This is a genomic window from Achromobacter sp. Root170 (genome assembly GCF_001428165.1).
GTDB lineage: Bacteria > Pseudomonadota > Gammaproteobacteria > Burkholderiales > Burkholderiaceae_B > Achromobacter > Achromobacter mucicolens.
This window is the reverse complement of record NZ_LMHN01000012.1, coordinates 386,236-411,169: the sequence shown is the minus strand read 5'-3', so window position 1 is coordinate 411,169 and position 24,934 is coordinate 386,236. Positions and strand designations below refer to the sequence as shown.

The following is a 24,934-nucleotide window of genomic DNA, read 5'->3' as shown; positions in this document are numbered from 1 at the left end:
ATGACCGCCATTACCCGCTACCCCAGCACCCTGCCCCTGCCTTTCTCGCGCGCCACCCAGGCGGGCGGTTTTCTGTTCCTGTCCGGCCAGATCCCGATGGATGCCGCCGGCCAGGTGGTGCGCGGCGATGTCGCCACCCAGACGCATGCCGCCATCGCGCGCATCAAGGAAACCCTGGCCCTGGCCGGCGCAAGCCTGAAAGACGTGGTGCGCGTGACCGTGTGGCTGACCGACCTGGCGCATTTCGCCCAGTTCAACGAGGCCTATCGCAGCCATTTCTCTTCCGATTTCCCCTCGCGCTCCACCGTCGAGGCCAAGCTGGCCATGGACGTGGACGTCGAGATCGAAGTGCAGGCGTGGCTGGGCGATGCTCAGCCCAAGGCGCCTGCCGCCTGAAAGCTGTCCCGTTCGATTGCATGACACCGCCAGGCGCAGCGCCTGGCGGGGCGACACCCCAAGCGCGCGCCCCGATGCCCGCGCCCTAAAGCCCCACTTTTTGCGCGGAGCGTCATTCATGAAGATCTTTTCCGGGTCCCTGGCGACCGAGACGAACACCTTTTCTCCCATTCCGACCGGCCTGGCCTCCTACCGGGCGCGCGGCTACTTTCCGGCCGGCCAGCATCCGGACCGCATGCAGATGTTCTCGGGTCCGCTGTGGGCGGCGCGCCAACGCGCCGCGGGCAAGGACTGGACCCTCATCGAAGGGCTGACGGCAGGCGCGACGCCGGCCGGCATCACGACCCGCCACGCCTACGAGACGCTGCGCGACGAGCTGCTGAACGATCTGCGCCGCGCGGGCAAGGTCGATATCGCCCTCTTTGGCCTGCACGGCGCGATGGTCGCCGACGGCTACGACGACTGCGAAGGCGACCTGCTGCGACGCGCGCGCGAGATCGTGGGCCCCGATACCGTGATCGGCGCAGAGCTCGACCCGCACTGCCACCTGACGGACACGATGGTCCAGAGCGCCGACTTCCTGGTCTGTTTCAAGGAATACCCCCACACCGACATCCTGGAGCGCGCCTTCGACCTGGTCGACCTGTGCGTGGCGCGCGCCGAGGGCCGCATCAAGCCCGCGCGCGCGGTCTTCGACTGCGAGATGATTTCCATCATGCACACCAGCCGCGAGCCGATGCGCAGCTTCGTGGACCGCCTGCTGGCCATGGAGGGCAAGGAAGGCGTGCTGTCCGTGTCCATCGCCCACGGCTTTCCGTGGGGCGACACGCCGGACATGGGCTCGAAGGTGCTGGTCTATACCGACGGCAACCCCGCGCAGGCCGAGGCGCTGGCGCGCACGCTGGGCGAAGAGATCATCGGGTTCCGCGACCAGCTTGCGCCGCCCTACCCCGGCGCCGACGAAGCGCTGGACCTGGCGCTGGCGCACACCGAATTTCCCGTGGTGCTGGCCGATTCGGCCGACAACGCGGGCGGCGGCGCGCCCAGCGATGCCACGTTCATTCTGGAACGCGTACTGGCGCGCGGCATCACCGATGTCGCCTCCGGCCCGTTCTGGGATCCGGTTGCCGTGCAGCTGTGCTTTGAGGCCGGTGAAGGCGCGCAGATCAAGCTGCGCGTGGGCGGCAAGGTGGCGCCGGTGTCCGGCCAGCCGCTGGACCTGGACTGCGAGATCCTGGCGCTCAAGCGCGACGCCGTCATGACCGGGCTGGCCGGCACGCCCGCGCTGCTGGGCGACGTTGCCGTCGTGCGCACCCACGGCGTGACGCTTGTGATGACCACCTCGCGCACCCAGGCGATGGGCACCGACCTCTTTACCCAATTCGGCGTGGACCTGGCCGCGATGAAACTCATCATCGTGAAGTCCTCGCAGCACTTCTACGCCTCGTACTCCAAGGTGGGGCGCCACGTCATCTACGTCGAGACGCCCGGCGCCATCACGAATGACCTCAACACGCTGCCGTTCGTGAAGCGCCAGCTGCCCAAGTGGCCGTTCAAGCAGTAAGACCCGATGCCCAGGACCAACCACCCAAGCCGCCCATGACGGGCAGACCAGAATCAACAAAGGGGAAATCCATGATCAGACGTTTCAGCCTGCTGGGAGCCGCCGCGCTCCTGGCCATGAGCGCCGCGACCGGCGCGCTCGCCCAGACCAAAACCCTGCGCCTCGTGCCGCATGCGGACTTAAAGACGCTGGACCCGCTCTTTAACACCGCCTACATCACGCGCAACCACGGCTACATGGTGTTCGACACCCTGTTCGCCCAGGACAGCCAAGGCCTGGTCAAGCCGCAGATGGTGGACACCTGGACCATGTCCGAGGACGGCAAGACCTGGACGTTCACGCTGCGCCCCGGCCTGAAGTTCAACGACGGCACGCCGGTGACGGCCGAGGACTGCATTGCCTCGATCCAGCGCTGGGCAAAGAAGGACACGCTGGGCCAGGCCATGATGGCGGCGGGCGCGGAACTGGCGGCCACCAACGAAAACACATTCACGCTGACCCTGAAAGAGCCCTTCGGCCTGGTGCTGGATGCGCTGTCCAAACCCTCCGGCATGCCGCCCTTCATCATGCCCAAGCGGCTGGCGGCCACCGATCCGAACACCCAGGTGACCGAGATGGTCGGGTCGGGTCCGTTCCTTTTCAAGCGGGATGAATGGGTGCCCGGCAACAAGGTGGTCTACGTGAAGAACCCGGCCTACGTGCCGCGGTCCGAAGCGCCGGACGGCCTGGCGGGCGCCAAGAATGTGAAGGTGGACCGCGTGGAGTGGGTCTACATCCCCGACGGCAACACGTCGACGGCCGCGCTGATGAACGGCGAGGTCGACATGATCGAACAGGTCACGCCCGACTTCCTGCCGGTGCTCGAAACCAATCCCGACATCACGCTGAGCACGTCGGTTGCCTCGCAAGGCATGGTGATTCTCAACTCCCTGCATCCGCCGTTCAACAACCCGCTGGCGCGCCAGGCGCTGTATCACCTGGTCAGCCAGAAGGAAATGCTGACCGCGATGGGCTACCCGGACAAGTACCGCGTCGACTACTGCCCCACCATGTACATCTGCGGTTCGCCCCTGGCCACGGACGCGGGCGCCGCGCCCTACGCCAAGCCGGACGTGGCCCGCGCCAAGCAACTGCTGCAGGAATCGGGCTACAAGGGCGAGAAGGTCGTGCTGCTGTACCCCACCGATCACCTGAGCGCTCCCGCCGTCATGGTGCTGGCGCAGAACATGAAGAAGGCCGGCGTGAACGTGGACCTGCAGTCCATGGACTGGGCCTCGCTGGCCGGACGCCGCCTGAAGAAGGATCCGCCCGCGCAAGGCGGCTGGAACATCTTCCTGACCTGGGGCGGTTACTTCGACGCCAGCACGCCGGTGACCAATCCGTGGCTGTCCGCCGCCTGCGGCAACAGCCTGCCGGGCTGGCCCTGCGACAAGGAACTGGACACCCTGCGCACCAGCTGGATCCGCGAAACGGACGCCGCCAAACGCAAGGACATCGCCGCGCAGATCCAGGCGCGCGCCTACCAGACGGTGCCCTACGTAATGTGGGGCGAGTTCAAGCCCGTCTTTGCCGTGCGCGGCCTCAAGCACACCGAGCTGGTCAAGTCCGGCATCCCGGTGATGTGGAACATCGAAAAACCGTAAGGCCGACGCCGGGCGCCGCGCGCGCCCGGCCGCAAGCCGGGGGGAATCCAGCGTGAAATTCATCCTGCGCCGCATCGCGGCCGTCATACCCGTCATGGCCGTCGTGGCGGTTGTGGTGTTCCTGCTGATACACCTGTCGCCGGGCGATCCCGCAGCGGTGATCGCGGGCGACAACGCCACCGCCGACGACGTCGAGAAAATCCGCCAGAACCTGGGCCTGGACAAGCCGCTGTTGCAGCAGTTCGTCATCTGGGTCAGCCATATCGCCACGGGCGACCTGGGCACGTCGATGTCCACGCAGATGCCCGTCTCGCAGCTCATCGCCCAGCGCATGGGCCCGACGATCTCGATCGCGCTCTTCACGATGCTGTTCGCCGTGCTGGCGGCAATCCCCCTGGGCGTGCTGGCCGCGTGGAACGCCGGCAAGTGGCTGGACAGACTGGTGATGGTGGGCGCGGTGTGCGCGTTCTCGGTGCCGGTGTTCCTGATCGGCTACAGCCTGGTGTACGGCTTTTCCATCAAGCTGGGCTGGCTGCCGGTGCAGGGCTACAAACCCCTGGCCGATGGCCTCGTGCCTTACTTGCGCCACCTGGTGCTGCCCTGTCTGTCGCTGGGCCTGGTGTACATGGCGCTGCTGACCCGCATGACGCGCGCCACCATGCTGGAGGCCCTGTCCGAAGACTACATCCGCACCGCGCGCGCCAAGGGCCTGTCGTCCGGTCCCATCGTCTGGCATGCGCTCAAGAACGCCGCCAATCCCATTGTCACGACCATCGGCGTCGGCGTGGCGCTCCTGATCGGCGGGGTCGTCGTGACCGAGACGGTGTTTGCGATCCCGGGCCTGGGCCGCCTGACCATCGACGCCGTGCTGCGCCACGACTATCCGGTCATCCAGGGCGTGCTGCTGGTGGCCTCGGGCATCTACGTGCTGATCAACCTGCTGGTCGACCTGAGCTACCGGCTCTTCGATCCCCGCATCCGCTATTGAGAAGAGGCCACGCATGAACACGACCACCCTGCCCCTTCCCGCCACGCGGCCGCGCCTGCGGCGTGCGTTCCGGTCGGTGCGCCGCCATCCCATGCTGTACGCCGGCGGCGCGATTCTCATCATCCTCGCGGCCATCGCGCTGGCCGCGCCGTGGCTGGCCACCGTCGACCCGCAGGAAATCAATCCGCTGGCGCGCATGAAGCCGCCCTCGGCCGAACACCTGTTCGGCACCGACGCGCTGGGCCGCGACGTCTATTCGCGCACCGTCTGGGGCGCCCGCATCTCGCTGCTGGTCGGCATCGTGGTCGCCGTCGTCTCCACCGCCGCCGGCGTGGTGCTGGGCATGATGGCCGGCTACTTCCGCCGCATCGACGCCGTCATCATGCGCATCATGGACGGCCTGATGGCCATCCCCGGGGTGCTGCTGGCGATTGCGCTGATGGCCACACTGAAGGGAGGGCTGGGCACCGTCATCATCGCCATCGTCATTCCCGAGGTGCCACGCGTCGTGCGCCTGGTGCGCGCGCTGGTCCTGACCATCCGCGAGCAGCCCTACATCGAGGCCGCCGTCTCGGTCGGCACGCGGGTGCCGTCGATCCTGATGCGCCACATCCTGCCCAACCTGTTTGCGCCGCTGATGGTGCAGGCCACGTTCATCGCGGCCTCCGCCATCCTGACCGAAGCCGTGCTGAGCTTTCTGGGCGTGGGCATTCCGCCGCACATCCCGAGCTGGGGCAACATCATGGCCGAAGGCCGCAACTTCGTGGCCGTGGCGTTCCACATCATCCTGTATCCGGGCCTCTTTCTGGGCGTGGCCGTCCTGGCCGTCAATCTGGTCGGCGACGGGCTGCGCGACATGCTCGATCGCCGCCTGGCCAAGAAGCTGTAGGAGCGCACATGCAACCCAATCCCGTCCTGCGCGTGCAAGACCTCACCACCTGTTTCGACGGCGACGACACGACCGTGCTGGCCGTCGACAAGCTCTCGTTCGACCTCCTGCCCGGTGAAACCCTGGGCCTGGTCGGCGAATCGGGCTGCGGCAAGAGCGTCACGTCGCTGTCCATCATGCGGCTGCTGCGCGCCCCCGGCCGCGTCGCCAGCGGCAGCATCGAATTCGACGGCAGCGATCTCCTGGCCCTGCCCGAGAAATCGATGCGCGCCATTCGCGGCAACAAGATCTCGATGATTTTCCAGGAGCCCATGACCTCATTGAACCCCGTGATCACGGTGGGCAAGCAGATCAGCGAGTCGCTCATGCTGCACCAGGGCCTGTCGCGGCGCGAGGCGCTGACGCAGGCCGAGGCGCTGCTGGACCTGGTGCAGATCTCCGACCCGGCGCGCCGCGTGCGCGAGTACCCCTATCAGCTCTCGGGCGGCATGCGGCAACGCGCCATGATCGCCATGGCGCTGGCCTGTCAGCCCAAGGTGCTGATCGCAGACGAGCCCACCACGGCGCTGGACGTCACCATCCAGGCGCAGATCCTGCACCTGTTGCGCGATATCCAGGCGCGCCTGGGCACGGCCATCGTGCTGATCACGCACGACCTGGGCGTGGTCGCGCAGATGTGCCAGCGCGTGATCGTCATGTACGCCGGCCGCAAGGTCGAGGAAGGCAGCGTGGACGACGTGCTGGACCGTCCGCAGCACCCGTACACGCAGGCGCTGATCCGCTCGCTGCCCGACTTCGTCGACGGGCAGGACCACACCGCGCGGCTGGCCGAGCTGCCCGGCATCGTTCCGGTGCGCACACCTGCCTCGCGCGGCTGCGCCTTTGCGGCGCGCTGCCCCGAGGCCCTGCCGCGCTGCACCGAGGAAGCGCCCGGCGCCACCGACGCGGGCGCCCGCCACCGCGTCTGGTGCTGGGCCCGCCAGGACGCACCGGCACCCGCCGCCCTGACCGCCTGAGACGCATGAGACCCGCCATGAACCTGCACGACATTCCCCTCGCGTCTTCCGTGCCCGCCGCCACCGCGGTGCCCATGCTGGAAGTCATCGGCCTAAAGAAGCACTTTCCCGTGGACAGCGGGCGCGGCGCCAAGGTGCTGCGCGCGGTCGACGGCATCTCGCTGTCGGTGCCCCGCGGCCAGACGCTCAGCCTGGTCGGCGAATCCGGCTGCGGCAAGTCCACCACCGGCAAGTGCCTGATCCGCCTGACCGATCCCACCGAAGGCCGCATCCTGCTGGAGGGCGAAGACCTCGCCAAGATGAACAGCAGCCAGCTGCGCGCCATGCGCCGCCGCATGCAGTTCATCTTCCAGGACCCGTTTTCGTCGATGAATCCGCGCATGCGCGTGCGCGACATCATCGGCGAGCCGCTGCGCAACTTTGGCCACGACCGCGAGGCCATCCGCGAACGCGTGTCGCAGTTGCTGGCGCGCGTCAGCCTGCGGCCCGACGCCGCCGACAAGTATCCGCATGAGTTCTCGGGCGGCCAACGCCAGCGCATCGTGATCGCGCGCGCCCTGGCGCTGGACCCGGGGCTCATCGTCTGTGACGAGCCCGTGTCGGCGCTTGACGTGTCGGTGCAGGCGCAGGTCATCAATCTGCTGATGGACCTGCAGCGGGACCTGGGGCTGACCTACGTGTTCATCTCGCACGACCTGAGCGTTGTGCGCCACATCAGCCACCGCGTGGCCGTCATGTACCTGGGCAAGATCGTGGAGATCGGCACCCGCGATGCGATCTTCGACCGTCCGGCCCACCCTTACACCCGGGCGCTGCTGGCAGCCGTGCCGTCCGCCCGCCACGGGGAGCGCAACCCCGTCGAGGTGCTGAAGGGCGAAATCCCCAGCCCGCTGTCGCCGCCGTCCGGATGCGCGTTCCGTACCCGCTGTCCCATGGCGCAGCCGCGCTGCGCCGAAGAAACGCCCCAGCCGCGCCAGGTCGCCGCCGAACAGCAGGTCGCCTGCCACTTTGCCTGATCCCACCATTGCCTGATCCCACCTTGCCGGAGAATCGCATGTCCCAGCCCGACGCCACCCCGTTTGACTACATCCTCGCCGGCGGTACCGTCATCGACGGCACCAACGCCCCGGGCCAGCGCGCCGACGTGGGCGTGCGCGGCGACCGCATCGCCGCCGTGGGCGACCTCAGTGGCAGCGCCGCGCGCCGCCGCATCGACGTATCGGGCAAGGTGGTGGCCCCCGGGTTCATCGACTCGCACACGCACGACGACAACTACCTGCTCAAACGCCGCGACATGACGCCCAAGATCTCGCAGGGCGTCACCACCGTCGTCACCGGCAACTGCGGCATCAGCCTGGCGCCCCTGGCCCACGCCCACGCCAGCCCGCCCGCGCCGCTGGACCTGCTGGACGAAGGCGGCTCCTACCGCTTCGAACGCTTCTCCGACTACCTGGACGCGCTGCGCGCCACGCCCGCCGCCGTCAATGCCGCCTGCATGGTCGGCCATTCGACGCTGCGCGCGGCCGTCATGTCCGACCTGCAGCGCGCCGCCACGCCCGACGAAGTGCAGGCCATGCAATCGCTGGCCGACGATGCGCTTGCCAGCGGCGCCATCGGCATCTCCACCGGCACGTTCTACCCGCCCGCGGCCCAGGCCACCACGGAGGAAATCATCGAGGTCTGCCGCCCGCTCAACACGCACGGCGGCATCTACGCCACGCACATGCGCGACGAGGGCGAACACATCGTGCAAGCGCTGGAAGAGACCTTCCGCATCGGCCGCGAACTGGACGTGCCCGTCGTGATCTCGCATCACAAGGTCATGGGCCAGCCGAACTTCGGGCGGTCCGCCGAAACCCTTCCGCTGATCGAAGCCGCGATGGCCAAGCAGGATGTCTCGCTGGACGCCTACCCCTACGTGGCCGGATCCACGATGCTCAAGCAGGACCGCGTCCTGCTGGCCGGCCGCACCATCATCACCTGGTGCAAGCCGTACCCGGAACTCAGCGGCCGCGACCTGGACGAAGTGGCCGCCGAGCGCGGCAAGTCCAAGTACGACGTCGTCCCGGACCTGCAACCGGCCGGCGCCATCTATTTCATGATGGACGAGCCCGACGTGCAGCGCATCCTCAAGTTCGGCCCGACCATGATCGGCTCGGACGGCCTGCCCCACGACGAGCGCCCGCATCCCCGGCTGTGGGGCACCTTCCCGCGCGTGCTGGGCCATTATTCGCGAGACCTGGGCCTGTTCCCGCTGGAAACCGCCGTCTGGAAGATGACGGGCCTGACCGCCGCCAAGTTCGGCCTGGCCGAGCGCGGGCAGGTGCAGCCAGGCTACTTTGCCGACCTCGTGGTCTTCGACCCGGCCACCGTGGCGGACGCCGCCACCTTCGAACGCCCCACCGAACGTGCGGCCGGCATCCACTCGGTCTACGTCAATGGCGCCCCCGTCTGGGAGGAGCAGGCCTTCACCGGCCAGCACGCCGGCCGCGTCCTGGCCCGGACCGCCGCCGGGAGCGGCGAATGAGCGCCCGCAAGCTGCACCTTGCCGTCGCGCAGCTGGGCCCCGTCCAGCGCAGCGACACCCGCGTCCAGGTCGTGCGCCGCCTGATCGACCTGCTGGAAGACGCGCACAGCCGCGGCGCCGCCTGGGTGACGTTTCCGGAACTGGCCCTGACCACCTTCTTTCCGCGCTGGTCCCTGGACGATCCCCGCGAAGTGCAGGAATTTTTCGAGACCGAGATGCCGGGCCCGCTGACCCGCCCCCTGTTCGACGCGGCGCGCGACAGGGGCATCGGCTTTTACCTGGGTTATGCCGAGCTCGCGGACGGCGCGCAGTACAACACCAGCATCCTGGTGGGCCGCGACGGGCAGATCGTGGGCAAGTACCGCAAGATCCACATCCCCGGCGACGCGCAGACTGTCGACGGCGCGCCCTTGCAGCACCTGGAAAAGAAGTACTTCGCCGTCGGCGACCTGGGATTTCCCGTGTGGCAGACCCCGGACGCCGCCATCGGCATGTGCATCTGCAATGACCGCCGCTGGCCCGAGACCTTTCGCGTCATGGGCCTGCAGGGCGTGGAGGTCGTCATGGCCGGCTACAACACGCCGTCGGGCTACGTGCAATGGAACGAGCCGATCCACCTGCGCATGCACCATCACCTGCTGTCGCTGCAGGCCGGCGCCTACCAGAACGCCTGCTGGGTGGCGGCGGCGGCCAAGGCCGGCGTCGAGGAAGGCAACCCGATGATCGGCGGATCCTGCATCGTCGCGCCCACCGGCGAAATCATGGTGCGCACCTTTTCCGAGGACGACGAGGTCATCAATTTCGTCTGCGACCTGTCGGTGTCGGATCACTACCGCGCCAACATCTTCAATTTCGCCGCCCACCGCCGGCCCGAGCATTACCGGATGATCGTCGAACGCACCGGCGCCCAACCGCCCGCCTGATCCGGCCCACCCCTTACAATCCGGCTACACGCGGCGGGGCTTGCGGGCCCTGCCCCTGCCTTCAACCCTATCAGCCAGACCGCTACATGGCCCCAACCGGCAACACATCCCCGCCCGAGATCGTGGGCAAGGAAGAAATGGGCGCCCGCCTGCGCGCCGAGCGCAAGGCCAGGAAAATGACCTTGCAGGCGCTGTCCAAGGCCAGCGGCATCGCGGTATCGACCCTATCGAAGGCTGAACTCGGCCAGATCGCCCTCAGCTACGAGAAATTCGCCGCCCTGGCCCGCGCGCTCGACATCGACATGACCCGCATGTTCATGCTGCGCGACGCCGCGCAGGCCGCGGTTGCCCCCACCTTCGTCAAGAACCGGCTCAGCGACGCCCGCGACTACATCACCGAGAACTATCACTACCGCCTGCTGATGGGCGAATACCCCGGCAAGAAGATGCTGCCGATGGTCGCCATGATCGACTCGCGCAAGGTGGTGGAATTTGAGGACTACATTCGCCATCCCGGCCAGGAATTCGTCGTGGTCCTGTCGGGCAAGGTCCGCATCCAATTTGAAAATGGCGACAGCGTCGTGCTGAACCGCCTGGAATCGGCGTACTTCGACAGCAGCATCGGGCATGTGTATCTGTCGCTGAGCAGAAAGCCGGCCGAGGTGCTGGCGGTGTGCAGCGACATGGACGACGTGCCGGACAGACTGAAGGGCTGAGCGCCTAAGCGCTTAAGCGCGTAAACGCCTAAACGCCTAAACACCTAAAGGCGCCGTGCGCTCGCGGCCAGCAGCTTTTTCGTCATCGTGTCGTAGCGTCGCAGGATGCGCCGGCCATTGAGCGCCTTGCTCCACGAATACACGGGAATCAGCTGCTTGGAGCCGTAGCCGTCCACCAGATAAAGGCCTTCCCGCCCTTCGGCATTGAAGCCCACGACGATATTGCTGGCGCTGACGTCGTTGAAGATGACGTGCGCATCGATCAGCGCCATGATGAAGTCATGCACGCGATGCCGCAGTTCTGGGGAAAACCCGTGCCGCGCCACCACCTCTTTCAGCGTGGGCGCCAGGTTCCCGTGAGCGTCGACGATGCGCTCGACCACCAGCCCCAAACCCTTCGAGGTCAACATCAGGCCAAAGATGCGCGCCATGAGCACATTGCCCACATGCGCCCCTTGCCGCGCGGACGTGGCGATGTACTCGACGGTCTCCATGATGAACACCCGGTGCGCGTCATCCCGCTGAAAGCGCTTGTACCAGGCCCGCTTGCGGTCCGGCTGGCTGCGGCGCGCGCCATTGATGATCTTGATGAGCAGCGAGCTGTCGGCCGGGTGCAGATACACGTCCCGTTCGCTGCCCGCCGCCGCGATCGAGAGCGGCCTCAAGTCCAGGACGTCGAAGGGACTGGCCGCCCACGCGGCATGAAACGTCATCCGGGGCAGGACGCTCAGATCATTCGGTAGCGGGGTCAGTTCGGCAATATCGCGCCGGACGGACGCATTTAGCATGGCAATCTCTGGAGACGACTGCTGCACTGTGTCGTTGAAAACTTGCGGGGTAGCGCGGCGAACCGTTCTATCCAAACGAACGGATGCAGGATGGCGCAGGCGCGTGGTGGCCATATGGTATGCGGGCATCTGCCCGCGCACAAGCGCGCGTTTGGCACGGCCGACCCGCGGATTTCGCCGGAATGGGCCCGGTTTCCTAGACGATCCCGGGCGGCGGCGGATTGTTTCCCAACATGGAAATCTGTTTTCCAGGCCAATCCGGAAACATTTTCCGGATTGGCTGGCCGATACGCCTCAATTATTGAGGAACACGTTAGCGCGATCCGGAGCCTGGGACTTCTCGGCAGCGGCCGATGCGCGCTTCGGGGCGGGCCGGGCGGCCGCCGGCGCCTGGACCTTCTTGTCGGTCTTGCGCACGATGTAACTGCCGCCTTCGCTCAGGGTGCCCGATGCCATCTTCAGGAAAGAGAACTTGGGCTTGACCTCCGTGACGCGCCCCAGCCCTACTTCGGATTCCATCGCACCCAGGGATTCGCCGCTCTGCGGATCGCGCAGTTCTTCTCCCACCAGGAAGACCGCGTAGGTGTCGCCCGCCGCGATGCCGCCTTCTCCGCGATTGATGATGGCCGTATCGCCCATCACCTTGATGACCTGCATCGGATAGATCGCATCCACCATGCGGGCAACCAGCTTGTCGGCGGCGCCGCCGATCAGCTTGTTCAGGGTATCGGCGCCCACACTGGTGGCGCCCGCATAGTTGCCGCCGAACTTCTGCGACCCCGACCATTTGATCTTGCGGGAAGAGAACTCGATCACTTGCAATTGCAGCGTGCCGCTGGCGCTGCTGTTGACCAGGACTTCGCCCGTCATGGCAATGGTTTCGCGCTGGTTGTTGCTGACGCCAAGACTCTGCAACTGGGCCACCACCAGATAATCGGCGCCACTGGCCTGCGACAGGCGGGCGACCTCGGGATTGGCCGCCGCGTCGCCCAGGATGAACTCCTTCTCATCCTGGAAGAGCCTGTCGTTTTCCCGATTCAGCACATCGAAGCGCCGCGTGCCCACCAGCGATTCGCCGACGGTCTGGATCAACTGAGGACGGAACTGCCTGCTGTTGCTGACCACGACCACGCTACGGCGGTTGCTGTCCGCGCCCAGGCGTTCGTACTTGGCGTAGCGCAGCGTGACGGTGGCTTCCCAGCCGCGGCCCGGAAACTCAGCCACGTTGTTGACGTCGTAACCGAGTATCGGCGCATTCTGCGGCGTATTGAGCGTCTGGCGAATGTTCTTGTTCATGGCGCTGACGACCGTGGAATGATCCTGATTGTCCACGGACGCATCGACAGACACGTTCTGCGTCACGAACTGCGCCGACAAGCGCACGCCAAACGCCTGCCCGGCCGCGCTGACCAGCGCGGCCTGAATGGCTTCTTCGCGGCTCATGCCCTGGCCATCGGCCGTCACGGTAGCCTCCGTGACTTGCGCCTGGGCGCTCGGCATCAGGCCAAGACAAATTGCCAACGAAACCAGCAGGGTCGAAAGAACGGCTTTCATGCAGTGATCCTGTAGGGGCGGTCAACCGCCGTTAAAAGTCATGCTTGCTGTTGATGGACTTCGACGAGCGGTTCTGATCGGTCGCCGTGGCGGCCGCGCCGTTCGGCTGCGCGCCATTGCCGCGCCCGCGCATCTGCGCGTCGATGGCGTTGGCGTTCTCCAATTGCCCGTACGTCCACCCCACCACGGTTCCCACGTGTTCGACGCCGTTGCCGTCCTGCGTCGACCAGCGCTTGACGACGCTGGTGCCGCGCAATTCGCCGCTTGCCGACGCCGTGCCGGTGCGCGACCGCTTCTGGATCGTTTCGGCGATCTGTTCCTTGATCTGCTGGCTCTGGCCAACCTTGCCGTTCTCGATCTCGGTAACCTGGCGGGCCAGGTCTTCGTTGACATCGCCCATCTCCGTGTTCTCGGAGATCCGGATGTTGTTGTTCATGAAGGCAACGATGTTCGCCTCGGCCATCGCCTGCGCGATATCCTGTGCCGTCTGCTTGGCGCGAATCGCGCGCGACGCGCTCCAGCTCGGGTCCATCGGCACCGATGCGCGGCCGTAGGACAGCAGCATGGGACGACCGGCCTCGTCGTAGGTGAATCGCAGGCCGACCTCGTTCAGATAGCCCTTTTCATTGGCAGGCAGCAGGTCCTTGAGCACCTTGGGATCGCCCTTGACCAGCGTCGGCCGCTTGCGCGCAATGTCCTGCGCAAATTGCCGGGTCTTTTCGGACTGCACCGCAATCACCGCCACCAGCATGGCCTTCTTGCCATTAGCCGTCTGCGAGAAGATGCGCGTCTGCACCGGCACCAGGCCTTGCATGTTCTGGTATGCCGACTTGGTCACGCTCTTGCTCAGATTGTCCTTGAACAGCGTTTTCTTCTGTTCCACGGTCATCTTCTTGACGTCCTCCGCCGGGACGCCTTCCTCGACCAATGCGTTATCGAGTTTCTTGTCGAGCAGCGTCAGCGCCTTGTCGATCAAGGCTTCCAAGCGTCCGCCACCAGCTTTCAACGCGGCTTCAAGCTCCACCGGATCGAAGACGTCCTTGTTGCTGGACTGGTCCTCAAAGCGCGTCAGGATCGTCTGGGTGGTCAGGCGGCCATAGGTCGACAGGATGTAATCGGCCTGCATGTCGAACACGGCGCGCTCATAGGCCAGGGCCAACTGCGTGCCGTAATGCGGATTGGCGGCGCTGTCGACCGACAGCGGCGCAAAGCCGGCGTAGAAGACTCGCCCATCCTGGGCCTTGCCCATCGCCTGGCCGAACTGCTCTTCGAATTCGGCCACCCAGTCTTCGTAGCTCTGGACGGGCTCATCGCCCATGGCATTGGCGCCCGTGGCCTTGTCAAGCAGCGCCTCCGGCGCCTGGCCGGGAACGGGGGTCACGGCGTGCGCGCCCGCTGCGGGCTGTGCTGCGGGCTGTGCCGCGGGCTGTGCCGGGGTTTGCGCCAGCGCGGTTTGCATCGGTGTGCCGGCTGCGGCAAGCAGGGACAACGCCAGGACGATCGGGGTGAATTTGGACATGACGCGGCCTCTTACCAAGCGAAATTCTGATTGGGCCCCAGCTTCTCGATGGGGATCAGTGATTGGAAAATTTCCAGGCCGGTATCACGCTCAACCACGCGGAAATCAAATTCGTACTCCAGCTGCTGCTGCTTCTGCGCGCCGTCGACAACCGTGCGCTGACGGATCGCGCCTCCCATTTCCAGGTCGGACGCGACCACGGTGCCGTTACGGGCGACCGTCTTCTGGTTGAACATCTTGGACTTGCTGAGTTGACGCGAGTCCTTCACGAAGTCCGTGCGTTCGGCGCCCGTCGCGCCGGTAAAGATGAATTGGCCGGTCTTCGTCAGTGCGATCTTCATGCGCGAGGTCATGCTGGCGGTGTCGATGCGGAACGTCGTGTCGTTGACCACTTCGCCCATCTGCACGACCCAGCGGCCGCCGCCCGGCTTCTTGGCGTAGGGAGATTCCAGGAACTCCTGCACGGCCTTCTTCGACGCGTATTCAAAATCCGTGTTCTGCAGACCGAAGGACACCATGCCCGGCTGGCCGGTGCGGCTGAGATCGCCATTCGGGTTGCTGGAAACCACTGCCATGTTCTGGCAGCCCGCCAGCGACAGCGCCAGGAGGGCGATGAGAGATGCTTTTTTCATGGATGTTTGATGCTCAGTTTTCAACATATATGCGCACGATGGCGCGCGTGGCCAGGGGATCCATGGCCGTGGACTGGATGATTTCCTGACGCCGAGGGTCCAACGCCAGGCCATCGACGACCTGGGCGCCGTTGACGACGCGGCGTCCGCAATCGTCAAACCACTGGACCGCGTATCGGACGCGCAGAATCACGCCGAAGGGATGTGGGTCGCGCGCGTTGCGGACAGAGAACTGCACCGCCTTCATGCCGTTGCGCAGGTCAATCAACGCCGCGCCCTCCACCGCTGCCCCTTGCGGGCTGGCCTCATCCACGACCTGAAGGGCCGTTTCGGGGGCCAGTGTCATGTCGCAGGTGATGACCCGGGGCGCCGCGAGCGGCACACGTGTTTCCCCCTGCACCCCGCCAGCAATCCCCGCCAACAGGACGATGGCCAATCCTTGAACAAGCGGCCGCATGTCAGAGACCACCGGCAACTTTCACCGGCGCGGCAGCTTGGGTGACCGGCGCCTGGGCCGGCAGCGGCTGCACGTACACAGCCGGCTTGCCCGCCGTGCCGGACGCTTTCACCAGCACCAGCGTATTGACGTCTTCCTGCAGCGGGATCTGTGCAATGGATTCGCCCTGGGCGGCGGCCAGCGTCAGCAGACCGTCTTTCGGGCGGTCGACCACCACCATTTGCAGCGTGTCAGGCAGATTGGCCCACGCGCGAACGTCCGCCTTGGTCAAGGCGTACTGCACGGCGCCGGTTCCCAGCTTCAGCAGCCCGGCCACCAGCGGATCCGCCTTCTGCTTGTCGATCTGGTTGTTCACAGCGGCCTGGGCGGTGGTCTTCAAGACCGTTGAAATCACGGCTTTGGCCACCACGCCCTTGTAGCCGGCATCGAACTCCAGCCCGGCCACTTCGTTCAGGTCGGTCAGGACGGCGGTTTCCTGCTGCGTCTTGCCCGAACCCACCTTCAGGCTGCCGTAGGCGGCCTGTCCGCGCACAAACTGGGGCAGCGCGATGCCGCTATAGGTGACCTTGTCGCTGACGATGAACAGGGGCAGGTCAATGCGAAACTCCTTGAACCCGGGTCCGACGCCGTCTTCGTACAGCACGATGACCTTGTTCTTCAACACGCCTTTGCCCTGCTGCAGCTCCCGGCTCAGGTAGGCAAGGACCGCATTGCCGCCGCGCGTGGCGCTGGCGGCGTTGGCGCTTTTCAACATGTCCCGGGACACGTTCGAGCGTTTGTCGGACGTGGACGAGGACGTCGCACGGAAGACGGCGCTCATGGCATCACCAGCCGACAGGCGGATCTTCGACGACTTCAATCCACTAGGCAGATCTTTCACGCCGTCGGCGATCTTGGGGCCCACCTCTCCCAGGCTTTTCTTGGCGCCCTCGCTCTTCTCGTCGGCCAGACCGGTCTTCACCGACGCATTGACGGTATCGGAATAGGCCTTGAGCTGGGTCTGCGCGTTGCCCTGCCGGACCTGCAAGCGGTTGAAGTCCACCCGGGCATTGCTCTCGTCGCCCAGCATCAGATGGTTGATGGCCTGGTAGTAGTCGACAAGCGAGCCTTGGTAGATCTTGCCCTGATAGGCGCCGAACGCGCTGCTGGTCAGGGTCGTGCCGATCAGGTTGGCGACTTCGGCCGGCGTCTCCACCGTGTCTTCCTTCCAGTTGAGCTGGGTGGCCGCGGCGTTGAAGGCGTCGCGGCTCAGGGCCCACATGCCGGCGTCGTTGAACGCCTTGCCCGCTTCCAGCGCGTCCAGCAGGCTGGCCGGGTCATACGTCGGTTGGCCCTTCGCGTCCAGGTAGCGCGCGGCATACGCCTGGTAATCCGACGCGGCGAGATGGATGGAAGCGTCTTTCTCGCTTACGGTCCGCGTTCCCGCGCAACCTGACAGCACGGCAACAGCAACCAGCACCCCCTTTCCCACCCACCCCATGCGGCGCATCCTGCTCTCCTTGTAGTTAATTCAAATACTTGGTTACATAGATCGGGTGCGATGGTAACACATGGTTATTTTTAAGCACATTTCAAGCCTTATTTGTATCCGACTTGTGACACGTTGGAGAGGTCTTCAGCGCGCACGCCCAGGGCGTGAGCGGTTTGCGGAGATCGGGAAACGGACGGGGAGTCACAAGGGGATCGCGCCGTCAGGACGAGCAGGCGGATAGCGGATCGAGGGATGTCGCCGGGGCGGTCGGCGAGGACGACGGCGGGATGCAACCGAGCCAGGCGGAGCCGGCCGATGGAGTGCCGAGCCCGGCGGAGCTTGATGCCGAGCCCGGCGCCGTCTGAACAACAAAAAACCCGCATCCTCAAAGAGAGATGCGGGTTCATTGCGAGGAATTTCTTGGTGCCGACGGCGAGACTCGAACTCGCACAGCTTTCGCCACTACCCCCTCAAGATAGCGTGTCTACCAATTTCACCACGTCGGCTTGACCACTCCAACAAGGCGAACCTTGCTGGAAAGTCGAGCATTCTATCACGTAATTTCGAAAGCGGGAAAGCCGTCCCGCTTTATCCGTGAAGCGGCTGACGCGAGGGTCATCGCTGCCCTCGCGCCCTGCCCCGCCGATCAGTTGATCTGCAGATTCGTCGCCTTGACCACGTCGCCCCACTTGCGGGTTTCGCTTTCCATGAATGCCTTGAACGCCTGCGGGGTGTTGGGCGGCGGGGGAAGCAAAAAGCCGTTGGTCTGGTAGCTGGCGGCCAGCGCCGAATCGGAGGTCAGGGCCTTGTTGATGGCAGCGTTGACCTTCTGCACGATCTCCGGCGGGGTGCCGGCGGGCGCGAACAGGCCAAACCAGGCCGCCACGTCAAAGCCCGGCACGCCGGACTCGGCGATGGTCGGGATTTCGGGCGCGAACGGCACGCGGCTGGCGGTGGTGACGGCCAGGCCCGTCAGTTTGCCGGCGCGCACGTGCGGCAGGAGCGGCGGCAGGTTGTCGAAGATTGAGTCCACCTGGCCGCCCAGCAGGTCGGCCACGGCCGGACCGCTGCCGCGGTACGGAACGTGCAGGATGTCGATGCCGGTCTTCATCTTGAAGAGCTCGCAGCCCAGGTGGGCGGACGAACCGTTGCCGGGCGAGGCGCAGGTCAGCTTGCCGGGATTCTTCTTGGCGTACTCGATGTATTCCTGCACGGTCTTGACCGGCACGTTCGCGTTGACCGCGAGGATGTTGGGCACCACGTTCAGCAGCGCGACCGCGTCCAGGTCCTTGAGCGCGTCATAGGACATCTTGGAATACAGCGACTGGTTGATCGCCGTGGAGATGGACCCCACGAAGAACGTGTAGCCGTCCGGCTGCGCGCGGGCGACGGTCTCGGCGCCGATGTTGCTGTTGGCGCCCGGCTTGTTCTCGACCACGAAGGTCTGGCCGAATTCCTTGCCCAGCACGTCCGCGATCATGCGGGCGCTGATGTCGGTCGTGCCTCCCGGCGCGTAGCCCACCACCAGCCTCACGGGCTTGGTGGGATAGCCGTTTGCCTGGGCCTGGGCGGGGCCGCCCAGGACACACGCGAGCGCCGCGGCAACGCCAGCCAGCTTGGAATAGATTTTTTTCATGTTTCCTCCTGTTGAAAGCGGTGAGGCGCGACGTTACGCCGCGCCATTTCTTGTTGTTGTCCGGGCCGTCCGGCCCGGTGGGAATCAGTCGGCCGGCCGGGAACGCCAGGGTCCGGCCGCTTGCACGGGCGCGATCAGGTCCGGGGTGACGTCGGCAAGCGTGCCGCAGCCCAGCAGCGCCATGTTCGTGGAAATCTCGCTGTGAAAGATCCGCGCGACCTTGCGGATGCCGGCGGCGCCCGCCACCGCCGCGCCAAAGAGCTGCGGGCGGCCGGTGAACACCATTCGCGCGCCCAGGGCCACGGCCTTGAGCACGTCGGCGCCGCGCCGGAAGCCCCCGTCGACCATCACGGGATAGCCTTCGGGCACCGCGGCCACCACATCTTGCAATGCCTGCAGCGGCGAAATGCAGCCGTCGAGCTGGCGGCCGCCGTGGTTCGACACGATCACGCCGTCCGCGCCCGCCGCATGCGCCATCCGCGCATCGTCGGGGTGCATGACGCCCTTTAGCACCAGCTTGCCCGGCCAGTTCTCGCGGATCCAGCGGATGTGTTCCCACGACAGCTTGTCGCGCTCGCCGCGAAAGCCGTTGGGCGGGTCCTGCGTGATGGGCGGGCCGATCTCTTCGTACAGGTTCGAAAACCGGGGCACCCCGCTGCCCAGCAGCGTGCGCATGAAGACGTTCAGCGTCCAGCGCGGATGCAGCATGCCGTCCAGCACGACGCGTCCGCTCATCTTGAACGGGACGGTGAAGGCCAGCCGTTGCAGGTTCTCGCGGTTGGCGCCCACGCAGGTGTCGATGGTGACCACCAGCACCGGAATGCTGGCGGCGCGCAGCCGCGCCAGCAGCTTGCCGATGCGATCAATGTTGCCCGGCAGATAGGCCTGGTACCAGCAGCGGTTGCCGGTCGCCGCCTGCAGGCGTTCGAGCGGCACGCTGGAGGCGCCGCTGATGATGAACGGAATCCGCGTCTCCTGGGCCACGCGCGCCAGCGCCAGATCGCATTCGTGCATGACGATGGCCGAGAAGCCGGTCGGCGCGAACCCCACCGGCATGGCGTAGTCCTCGCCAAACAGGCTGACCTGGCTGCTGCGCTGGTCCACCACGCGCAGGCCGCGCGGCCGAAAGCCGATGTCGCGCGGGGCGCGTACGCTTTCGGCCAGCGACGCGCCGTCTTCCGTGCCGCCGCAGACGTAGCCTTCGACGCAGCGCGGCATGATGCGCCGCGCCTCGCGTTCGAAGTCACCCACCGACAGGCAGCGATCCAGCCGGCTCATGCGTCCACGGGCGCGGCGAGCGCCTGCAGGCAGGCCTCGAGCGAGCGCGCCTGCGTGTCGTCGTAAAGGGCCAGCTCGTCCAGCACGCGAGCGCCCAGCGCGGCTTCAAATGCCGTCTGGCTGGCATTCTGCGCGTACTCGGCCTGCGCCTTGTCGCCCAGGTTCGACTGGAAGATGCCGGCCGCGCTGACCGGCAGGAAGTCTTCATACACCAGCGGTTCGTATTGGATGAACCCCGCGTCGATCAAGGCGGACAACTCGGAGGTCTCCGGCGTGCCGGCCTTACCCGTCAGGAAGTAGCGGAAGTACGCCAGCCCCTGGTCATGCAACGCCGCGTAGTTGTCGGGAAATGCCGCAAAGCAATCCTTCAGGTTCTGCATGTACGCCGCCGCGTTGCCTTCGTTGGGCGCACCGCTGATGCGGCTGCGGGCCAGATCCAGCAACTGGTCGTACAGCGCGCGGCCCTTGCGGGTCAGCGCCACGCCACGCTGCTCGATCTCGCCAAAGCGGGCCGTGTGGCTGCCCACCGCACTGGTGCCGTCGGCGCCCGCAAAACGCACGGGCTCTTCCAGCGCCTTGAAGCTGGTCTGACGCAGCAGGATCGGGCACTTGCGCGGCGGCGGGCCTTCGATGACGGCCTTGGCCGACACGCCGCGCCGCGGCATCTCGGCCTGCGCTTCGTCGATGTCCAGCGTGCGCGGAGTCAGGTGATTGATGTGCGGACCCTTGAACGCCACCACGTCGGCGATCAGGCGATGCTGGCCGTGCAGCTCGCGGTAGTCGTCCAGGCTGACCGTGGACTCGCTGTGCCAGCGGAAGGTATGCAGCGCCTCGGCGACAAACTCGCGCGCGTCGGCCTCGGTGAGGCCGCCTTCCGCCTCAAAGCGGGCGGTCAGCGCCAGCGCGCGGTCCGTGAAGATCTGGCGCGCCGCCAGGATGCGGGAGGCCTTCTCGCGCAGCGCCACGTCATCGATCAGCTCCAGCCGCAGCAGCGACGTGAAAACGCGGAACGGGCTGACCTGCAGCGCTGCCTCGTGCGTGGCGCGAAAGGCCGTCGAATGCACGGGCACGCCAGCAGGCGACAGATCGTAGTAGCCGACCGGCTGCATGCCCATCACGGCAAACACGCGGCGCATGTTCGCCAGTTCCTCGGGCGTACCGACGCGGATCGCACCGTGGCGCTCGATGTCCAGGCGCTCGATCTCGCCCGTGCGCGCCAGTTGCGCGGCCAGTTCCGGCTGCTCGGACATCGTCCGCGCATTGACCTGCGCCACAAGGTCCAGCAGGGTGTCGTACAGCGGAACTTCCTGCTTGTACATGTCGGACATGGCGCGCGAAAACCAGGCGCGGATCTGATCGGGATTGACGAAATTCTGACTCATGGCGGGCTCGGCACATCGGTAAACAAGGATGGCCCGCATGAGATCATGCCCGCCGGGGCTCGATCAAATGAAAAAAATCGGCTTAATCAGTCCGTTTTTTCATGGATTGCCCGCGCGTGCCGCCCCGCGCCTCCTGCTGGCGCGCCTCGTCGCGCACCCACGCGACGAACTGCTTGATCTTGGGCACCTCGGCGGAGTGTTCGGAATACGCCACAAAGTACGCGCCGTCACTGGGCTGCACGTAGCCCCACGGAATGACCAGCTTGCCGGCTTGCAGCTCTTCCTCGGCCAGCAGACGCGGCGTGAGCGCGATGCCGCAGCCGCCCTCGGCCGCCCGCACGCACATGTAGAAGGTGTCGAACCGCGGACCGTGATAGCTGCTGTCCGATTGAAACTGCTGATGCGAGAAATAGTCGTGCCACGCTTCGGGACGCGAGGCGCACTGGATCAGCGTCTGTTGGCTCAGGTCGTCCAGGCTGGCGATCCGGCCGCCGCGCAGGAACCCGGGCGCGCACACCGGCACGACGTCGGCCTCGAAGAGCTCCAGGCACTGCGCGCCGGGCAACGTGCCGTGGCCAAAGAAGAACGAGATGTCGATCTTGGCCTGCATCAGGTCGAACGGGCGGGTTTCGCTGCGCACCTTGACCTGGATATCCGGATGCGCGGCCATGAAACGCTGCAGCCGCGGGATGAGCCAGCGCGAGCCGAAGGTGGGCTGGGTGCCGATCGTCAGCACCTGCGTTTCACTGCCGTAGGTCAGGATGTACCGCGAGGACATGTCCACCTGGTTCAGGATGGTCCTAACCTCGGATTGGTACAGCGCGCCGGCGGGCGTCAGTTGCAGCCGGCGGCGCACGCGCAGGAAGAGCGGATTGCGCAGCAACGCCTCAAGCTGCGCAATCTGCTTGCTGATCGCGCTTTGCGTCATGTGCAGCTCTTCGGCGGCACGCGTGACGCTCATGTGCCGCGCCACCGCCTCGAAACACTGGAGCGCCATCATCGACGGCATCAATCGCTTTTCCATGGTTTCCCCACGCGGATCGCTTCAATATCGCAAGCATAAAAAAAGCCGGCTTGCGCCGGCCTTTCTGCTGCAGTCCCTTACTTTGCCGGAGCGGCGGGCGCTTGCGCCGGCTTTTCAGCGGCAGGCGCAGCCGGCGTGGCCGGGGCCGCGGGCACGGAGGCGTCGGGCGCGGCGGGAGCCGGGGTGGCAGGCACCGACGACGCGCCCGGCACGGACGATGCGCCCGGCGTGGCCGGCACCGAGGCGCCCGGGGCCTGCGGAACCGAACGGTCGGCCGGGAAGCTCTGCATCACGCCGGAATCCACGGCGGGACCGCTGGTGCCCTTGTGGCTGAAGTAAGCCAGGCCAGCGGTGGAGGCAAAGAACACGACCGCGGACCACTTGGTGGCGCGCGACAGGAAGTTCGCCGCGCCAGTGGCGCCGAACAGGCTGCCCGACGAGCCGCTACCGAAAGCGGAGCCCATGTCGGCGCCTTTGCCCTGCTGAAGCAGGACCAGGACGATGATAGCCAGCGCCGAGATCACTTGGACGGCCAGCAGAATTTTGAGCATCAGGGGCATTACAGACTCCGGAACGGAAACTTAGATGGCGGCAATTCGCAAAAACTCTTCGGCCACGAGCGACGCGCCGCCGACCAGGGCTCCGTCGATATCAGTCATGGCGAACAAACTGGAGGCGTTGGCGGCCTTGACGCTGCCGCCGTACAACACCTGAACCTGCGCCGCGCCGAGCGCGCGCAGGGCGGCGCGGATGGCGCCATGGACTTCCTGGGCCTGCTCCGGCGAGGCCGTGCGGCCGGTGCCGATGGCCCAGACGGGTTCGTAAGCGAGAACCATGCGCGAGACGGCGTCGGCGCCCAGCGCCAGCACGGGCTTGAGCTGCCGTTCGATCACGGCCAGCGTGTTGCCGGCTTCGCGGTCAGCCAGGGATTCGCCCACGCAGACCACGGGCGTCAGGCCGGCGGCCAGCGCGGCCTGCGCTTTGGCGGCCACGATCTCGTCGGTTTCGCCGTGCAGGACGCGACGCTCGGAGTGGCCGGCCAGCGCCCAGCGGCAGCCGAACTCTTTCAGCATCGAACCGGAGACTTCACCCGTGTACGCACCCTTGTCGTGCGCGCTGACGTCCTGCGCGCCCCAGGACACGCTGCTGCCGGTCAGGGCCGACGCGGCCTGCGCCAGGTAGGGAAACGGAACGCAGATGCCGATTTCGCAGTGGCCCGCCGCATCCGCGGCACGAAGCTCGGTCAGCAACGCGGCGTTCTCGGCGAGATTGCCGTGCATCTTCCAGTTGCCCAGCACGAGGCGGGCGCGATTTTCGACTGAAGTCATGGCGAATTTGTCTGACGATTGGGTCTGAGGTGGGAGGACCTGTTACAGGGGCTTTGTGCAGCAACCGCCCACGGGCCTGCCTGGAAAAAATTCCAGGCGAAACCCGAGATTGTATCCTGTTGCGCGGCGATACGCCGAACGCCGCGCGTTTCTTACATGGTCAGGATGATTTTGCCGATGTTTTCCCCGCCTTCCATCATGGCGTGCGCCTTGGAGGCCTCGGCCAGCGGGAAGGTGGCATGGACGATGGGCTTGATGGCCCCTTTTTCCAACAACGGCCAGGCGTGCTCGCGCAGGGCACGCGCGATGGTGCCCTTGAAAGCCACCGGACGGGGACGCAAGGTCGAGCCGGTGATGGTCAGGCGGCGGCGCATGACCTGGGCGGTATCCACATTGGCGTGCGAGCCGCCCAGCTGCGCAATGATGACGATGCGGCCGTCATCGGCCAGGCACTGCATGTCGCGGGCGATGTAGTCGCCGGCCACCATGTCCAGGATCACGTCCACGCCGCGTCCGCCGGTGGCGTCCAGCACTTCCTTCACGAAATCCTGCGTCTTGTAGTTGATGCCCTTGTCGGCGCCCAACGCCTCGACGGCGCGTGCGCGATCATCGCTGCCGACGGTCGCATACACCTTATGCCCCATCGCACGCGCCAGCTGGATGGCCGTGGTACCGATGCCGCTCGCGCCGCCGTGAACCAGCAGCGCCTCGCCCTCGGACAGGCGGCCGCGGTCGAACACGTTGCTCCACACCGTGAAATACGTCTCGGGCAGGCCCGCGGCCTCGATGTCGGACAAGCCCTTGGGAATCGGCAGGCACTGCGCCACGGGCGCAACGCAATATTCGGCATAGCCGCCGCCGGCCACCAGGGCGCAGACCTTGTCGCCCACGGCAAAACCGCTGCCAGCCACGTCGCCGCCAACGATCTCGCCAGCCACTTCCAGGCCCGGCAGATCGGACGCGCCACGCGGCGGGGCATAGTTGCCCTTGCGCTGGAACACGTCAGGGCGGTTGATGCCCGCCGCGGTCACTTTGATCAGAACTTCGCCGGCGCCGGCCTCGGGCGTGGGACGTTCCACGGAGACGAGGACCTCGGGGCCGCCGGGGCGGGTGATTTCAACAGCGTGCATCGCGTGCCTCCTTTGCAGCAAATGGATTATTATTGCGCCCTTTGCGGCATACCGTGGTATCGATCGGACAGAA

Annotated in this window: 23 protein-coding genes and 1 tRNA gene; 10 read left to right on the top strand and 14 right to left on the bottom strand. The window is 66.0% G+C overall.

Features of this window, described 5'->3' with window-relative positions; genetic code table 11:
- The 10 genes from ASD87_RS12095 (at position 1) to ASD87_RS12050 (ending at position 10,662) form a co-directional block, all read left to right on the top strand.
- The gene (locus tag ASD87_RS12095; protein ID WP_056322710.1) at positions 1-396 is read left to right on the top strand and encodes a RidA family protein; all 396 of its coding nucleotides are present in this window, start codon (positions 1-3) and stop codon (positions 394-396) included.
- Between the two features lie 118 nt (positions 397-514).
- Positions 515-1,960, top strand: a complete 1,446-nt coding sequence (locus tag ASD87_RS12090; RefSeq protein WP_056321578.1) for a M81 family metallopeptidase — start codon at positions 515-517, stop codon at positions 1,958-1,960.
- 71 nt (positions 1,961-2,031) lie between these two features.
- Positions 2,032-3,603, top strand: a complete 1,572-nt coding sequence (locus tag ASD87_RS12085; RefSeq protein ID WP_056321576.1) for an ABC transporter substrate-binding protein — start codon at positions 2,032-2,034, stop codon at positions 3,601-3,603.
- Positions 3,604-3,655: 52 nt separating this feature from the next.
- On the top strand, positions 3,656-4,591 hold the full coding sequence (locus ASD87_RS12080) for an ABC transporter permease (RefSeq protein WP_056321574.1): 936 nt from the start codon (positions 3,656-3,658) through the stop codon (positions 4,589-4,591).
- 13 nt (positions 4,592-4,604) lie between these two features.
- Positions 4,605-5,480 (top strand): ABC transporter permease, encoded by an 876-nt coding sequence (locus ASD87_RS12075; RefSeq protein ID WP_056321571.1) that lies wholly within the window; start codon positions 4,605-4,607, stop codon positions 5,478-5,480.
- Positions 5,481-5,488: 8 nt separating this feature from the next.
- Positions 5,489-6,496, top strand: a complete 1,008-nt coding sequence (locus tag ASD87_RS12070) for an ABC transporter ATP-binding protein (RefSeq protein WP_056321568.1) — start codon at positions 5,489-5,491, stop codon at positions 6,494-6,496.
- A 17-nt stretch (positions 6,497-6,513) separates the two neighbouring features.
- Positions 6,514-7,512, top strand: coding sequence for an ABC transporter ATP-binding protein (locus ASD87_RS12065; RefSeq protein WP_056321564.1), 999 nt, complete (start codon positions 6,514-6,516; stop codon positions 7,510-7,512).
- 38 nt (positions 7,513-7,550) lie between these two features.
- A complete protein-coding gene (locus ASD87_RS12060; protein ID WP_056321561.1) occupies positions 7,551-9,023 on the top strand; it encodes an amidohydrolase family protein in 1,473 nt (490 codons plus the stop codon).
- Positions 9,020-9,946: an N-carbamoyl-D-amino-acid hydrolase gene (locus tag ASD87_RS12055; RefSeq protein WP_056321559.1), complete on the top strand. Its 927-nt coding sequence runs from the start codon at positions 9,020-9,022 to the stop codon at positions 9,944-9,946. The genes ASD87_RS12060 and ASD87_RS12055 overlap by 4 nt, the downstream gene beginning before the upstream one ends.
- A gap of 86 nt (positions 9,947-10,032) precedes the next feature.
- Complete coding sequence (locus tag ASD87_RS12050) at positions 10,033-10,662, top strand: helix-turn-helix domain-containing protein (RefSeq protein ID WP_056321556.1); 630 nt, start codon at positions 10,033-10,035, stop codon at positions 10,660-10,662.
- Positions 10,663-10,706: 44 nt separating this feature from the next.
- Here ASD87_RS12050 and ASD87_RS12045 read toward each other — a convergent pair whose 3' ends face one another.
- The 14 genes from ASD87_RS12045 to ASD87_RS11980 form a co-directional block, all read right to left on the bottom strand.
- Positions 10,707-11,450: a YrbL family protein gene (locus ASD87_RS12045; protein WP_162256767.1), complete on the bottom strand. Its 744-nt coding sequence runs from the start codon at positions 11,448-11,450 to the stop codon at positions 10,707-10,709.
- A gap of 294 nt (positions 11,451-11,744) precedes the next feature.
- Positions 11,745-13,004 carry a hypothetical protein gene (locus tag ASD87_RS12040; protein WP_056321552.1) on the bottom strand — a complete coding sequence of 420 codons (1,260 nt, stop codon included), beginning with the start codon at positions 13,002-13,004 and terminating at the stop codon, positions 11,745-11,747.
- 31 nt (positions 13,005-13,035) lie between these two features.
- A complete protein-coding gene (locus ASD87_RS12035) occupies positions 13,036-14,523 on the bottom strand; it encodes a DUF6844 domain-containing protein (RefSeq protein WP_056321549.1) in 1,488 nt (495 codons plus the stop codon).
- Positions 14,524-14,534: 11 nt separating this feature from the next.
- Positions 14,535-15,155, bottom strand: coding sequence for a penicillin-binding protein activator LpoB (locus tag ASD87_RS12030; RefSeq protein WP_056321546.1), 621 nt, complete (start codon positions 15,153-15,155; stop codon positions 14,535-14,537).
- Between the two features lie 13 nt (positions 15,156-15,168).
- Positions 15,169-15,591: a hypothetical protein gene (locus ASD87_RS26895; protein ID WP_156403414.1), complete on the bottom strand. Its 423-nt coding sequence runs from the start codon at positions 15,589-15,591 to the stop codon at positions 15,169-15,171.
- 22 nt (positions 15,592-15,613) lie between these two features.
- Entirely contained in the window at positions 15,614-17,101 is a 1,488-nt protein-coding gene (locus tag ASD87_RS12020) for a hypothetical protein (protein WP_056321541.1), read from the bottom strand.
- A gap of 403 nt (positions 17,102-17,504) precedes the next feature.
- Positions 17,505-17,589 (bottom strand) — tRNA-Leu (locus ASD87_RS12015).
- 140 nt (positions 17,590-17,729) lie between these two features.
- A complete protein-coding gene (locus ASD87_RS12010; RefSeq protein WP_056321538.1) occupies positions 17,730-18,719 on the bottom strand; it encodes a tripartite tricarboxylate transporter substrate binding protein in 990 nt (329 codons plus the stop codon).
- Positions 18,720-18,803: 84 nt separating this feature from the next.
- Positions 18,804-19,997 carry an alpha-hydroxy acid oxidase gene (locus ASD87_RS12005; protein WP_056321535.1) on the bottom strand — a complete coding sequence of 398 codons (1,194 nt, stop codon included), beginning with the start codon at positions 19,995-19,997 and terminating at the stop codon, positions 18,804-18,806.
- Positions 19,994-21,379 carry a VOC family protein gene (locus ASD87_RS12000; RefSeq protein ID WP_056321532.1) on the bottom strand — a complete coding sequence of 462 codons (1,386 nt, stop codon included), beginning with the start codon at positions 21,377-21,379 and terminating at the stop codon, positions 19,994-19,996. Before ASD87_RS12000 ends, ASD87_RS12005 begins: the two co-directional genes overlap by 4 nt.
- Positions 21,380-21,461: 82 nt before the next feature.
- Complete coding sequence (locus ASD87_RS11995) at positions 21,462-22,403, bottom strand: LysR substrate-binding domain-containing protein (protein WP_056321530.1); 942 nt, start codon at positions 22,401-22,403, stop codon at positions 21,462-21,464.
- 77 nt (positions 22,404-22,480) lie between these two features.
- On the bottom strand, positions 22,481-22,963 hold the full coding sequence (gene secG, locus ASD87_RS11990) for a preprotein translocase subunit SecG (protein WP_056321526.1): 483 nt from the start codon (positions 22,961-22,963) through the stop codon (positions 22,481-22,483).
- 21 nt (positions 22,964-22,984) lie between these two features.
- On the bottom strand, positions 22,985-23,731 hold the full coding sequence (gene tpiA / locus ASD87_RS11985) for a triose-phosphate isomerase (RefSeq protein WP_056321524.1): 747 nt from the start codon (positions 23,729-23,731) through the stop codon (positions 22,985-22,987).
- 152 nt (positions 23,732-23,883) lie between these two features.
- Positions 23,884-24,861 (bottom strand): NAD(P)H-quinone oxidoreductase, encoded by a 978-nt coding sequence (locus tag ASD87_RS11980; RefSeq protein WP_056321520.1) that lies wholly within the window; start codon positions 24,859-24,861, stop codon positions 23,884-23,886.
- Between the last annotated feature and the right edge of the window lie 73 nt (positions 24,862-24,934).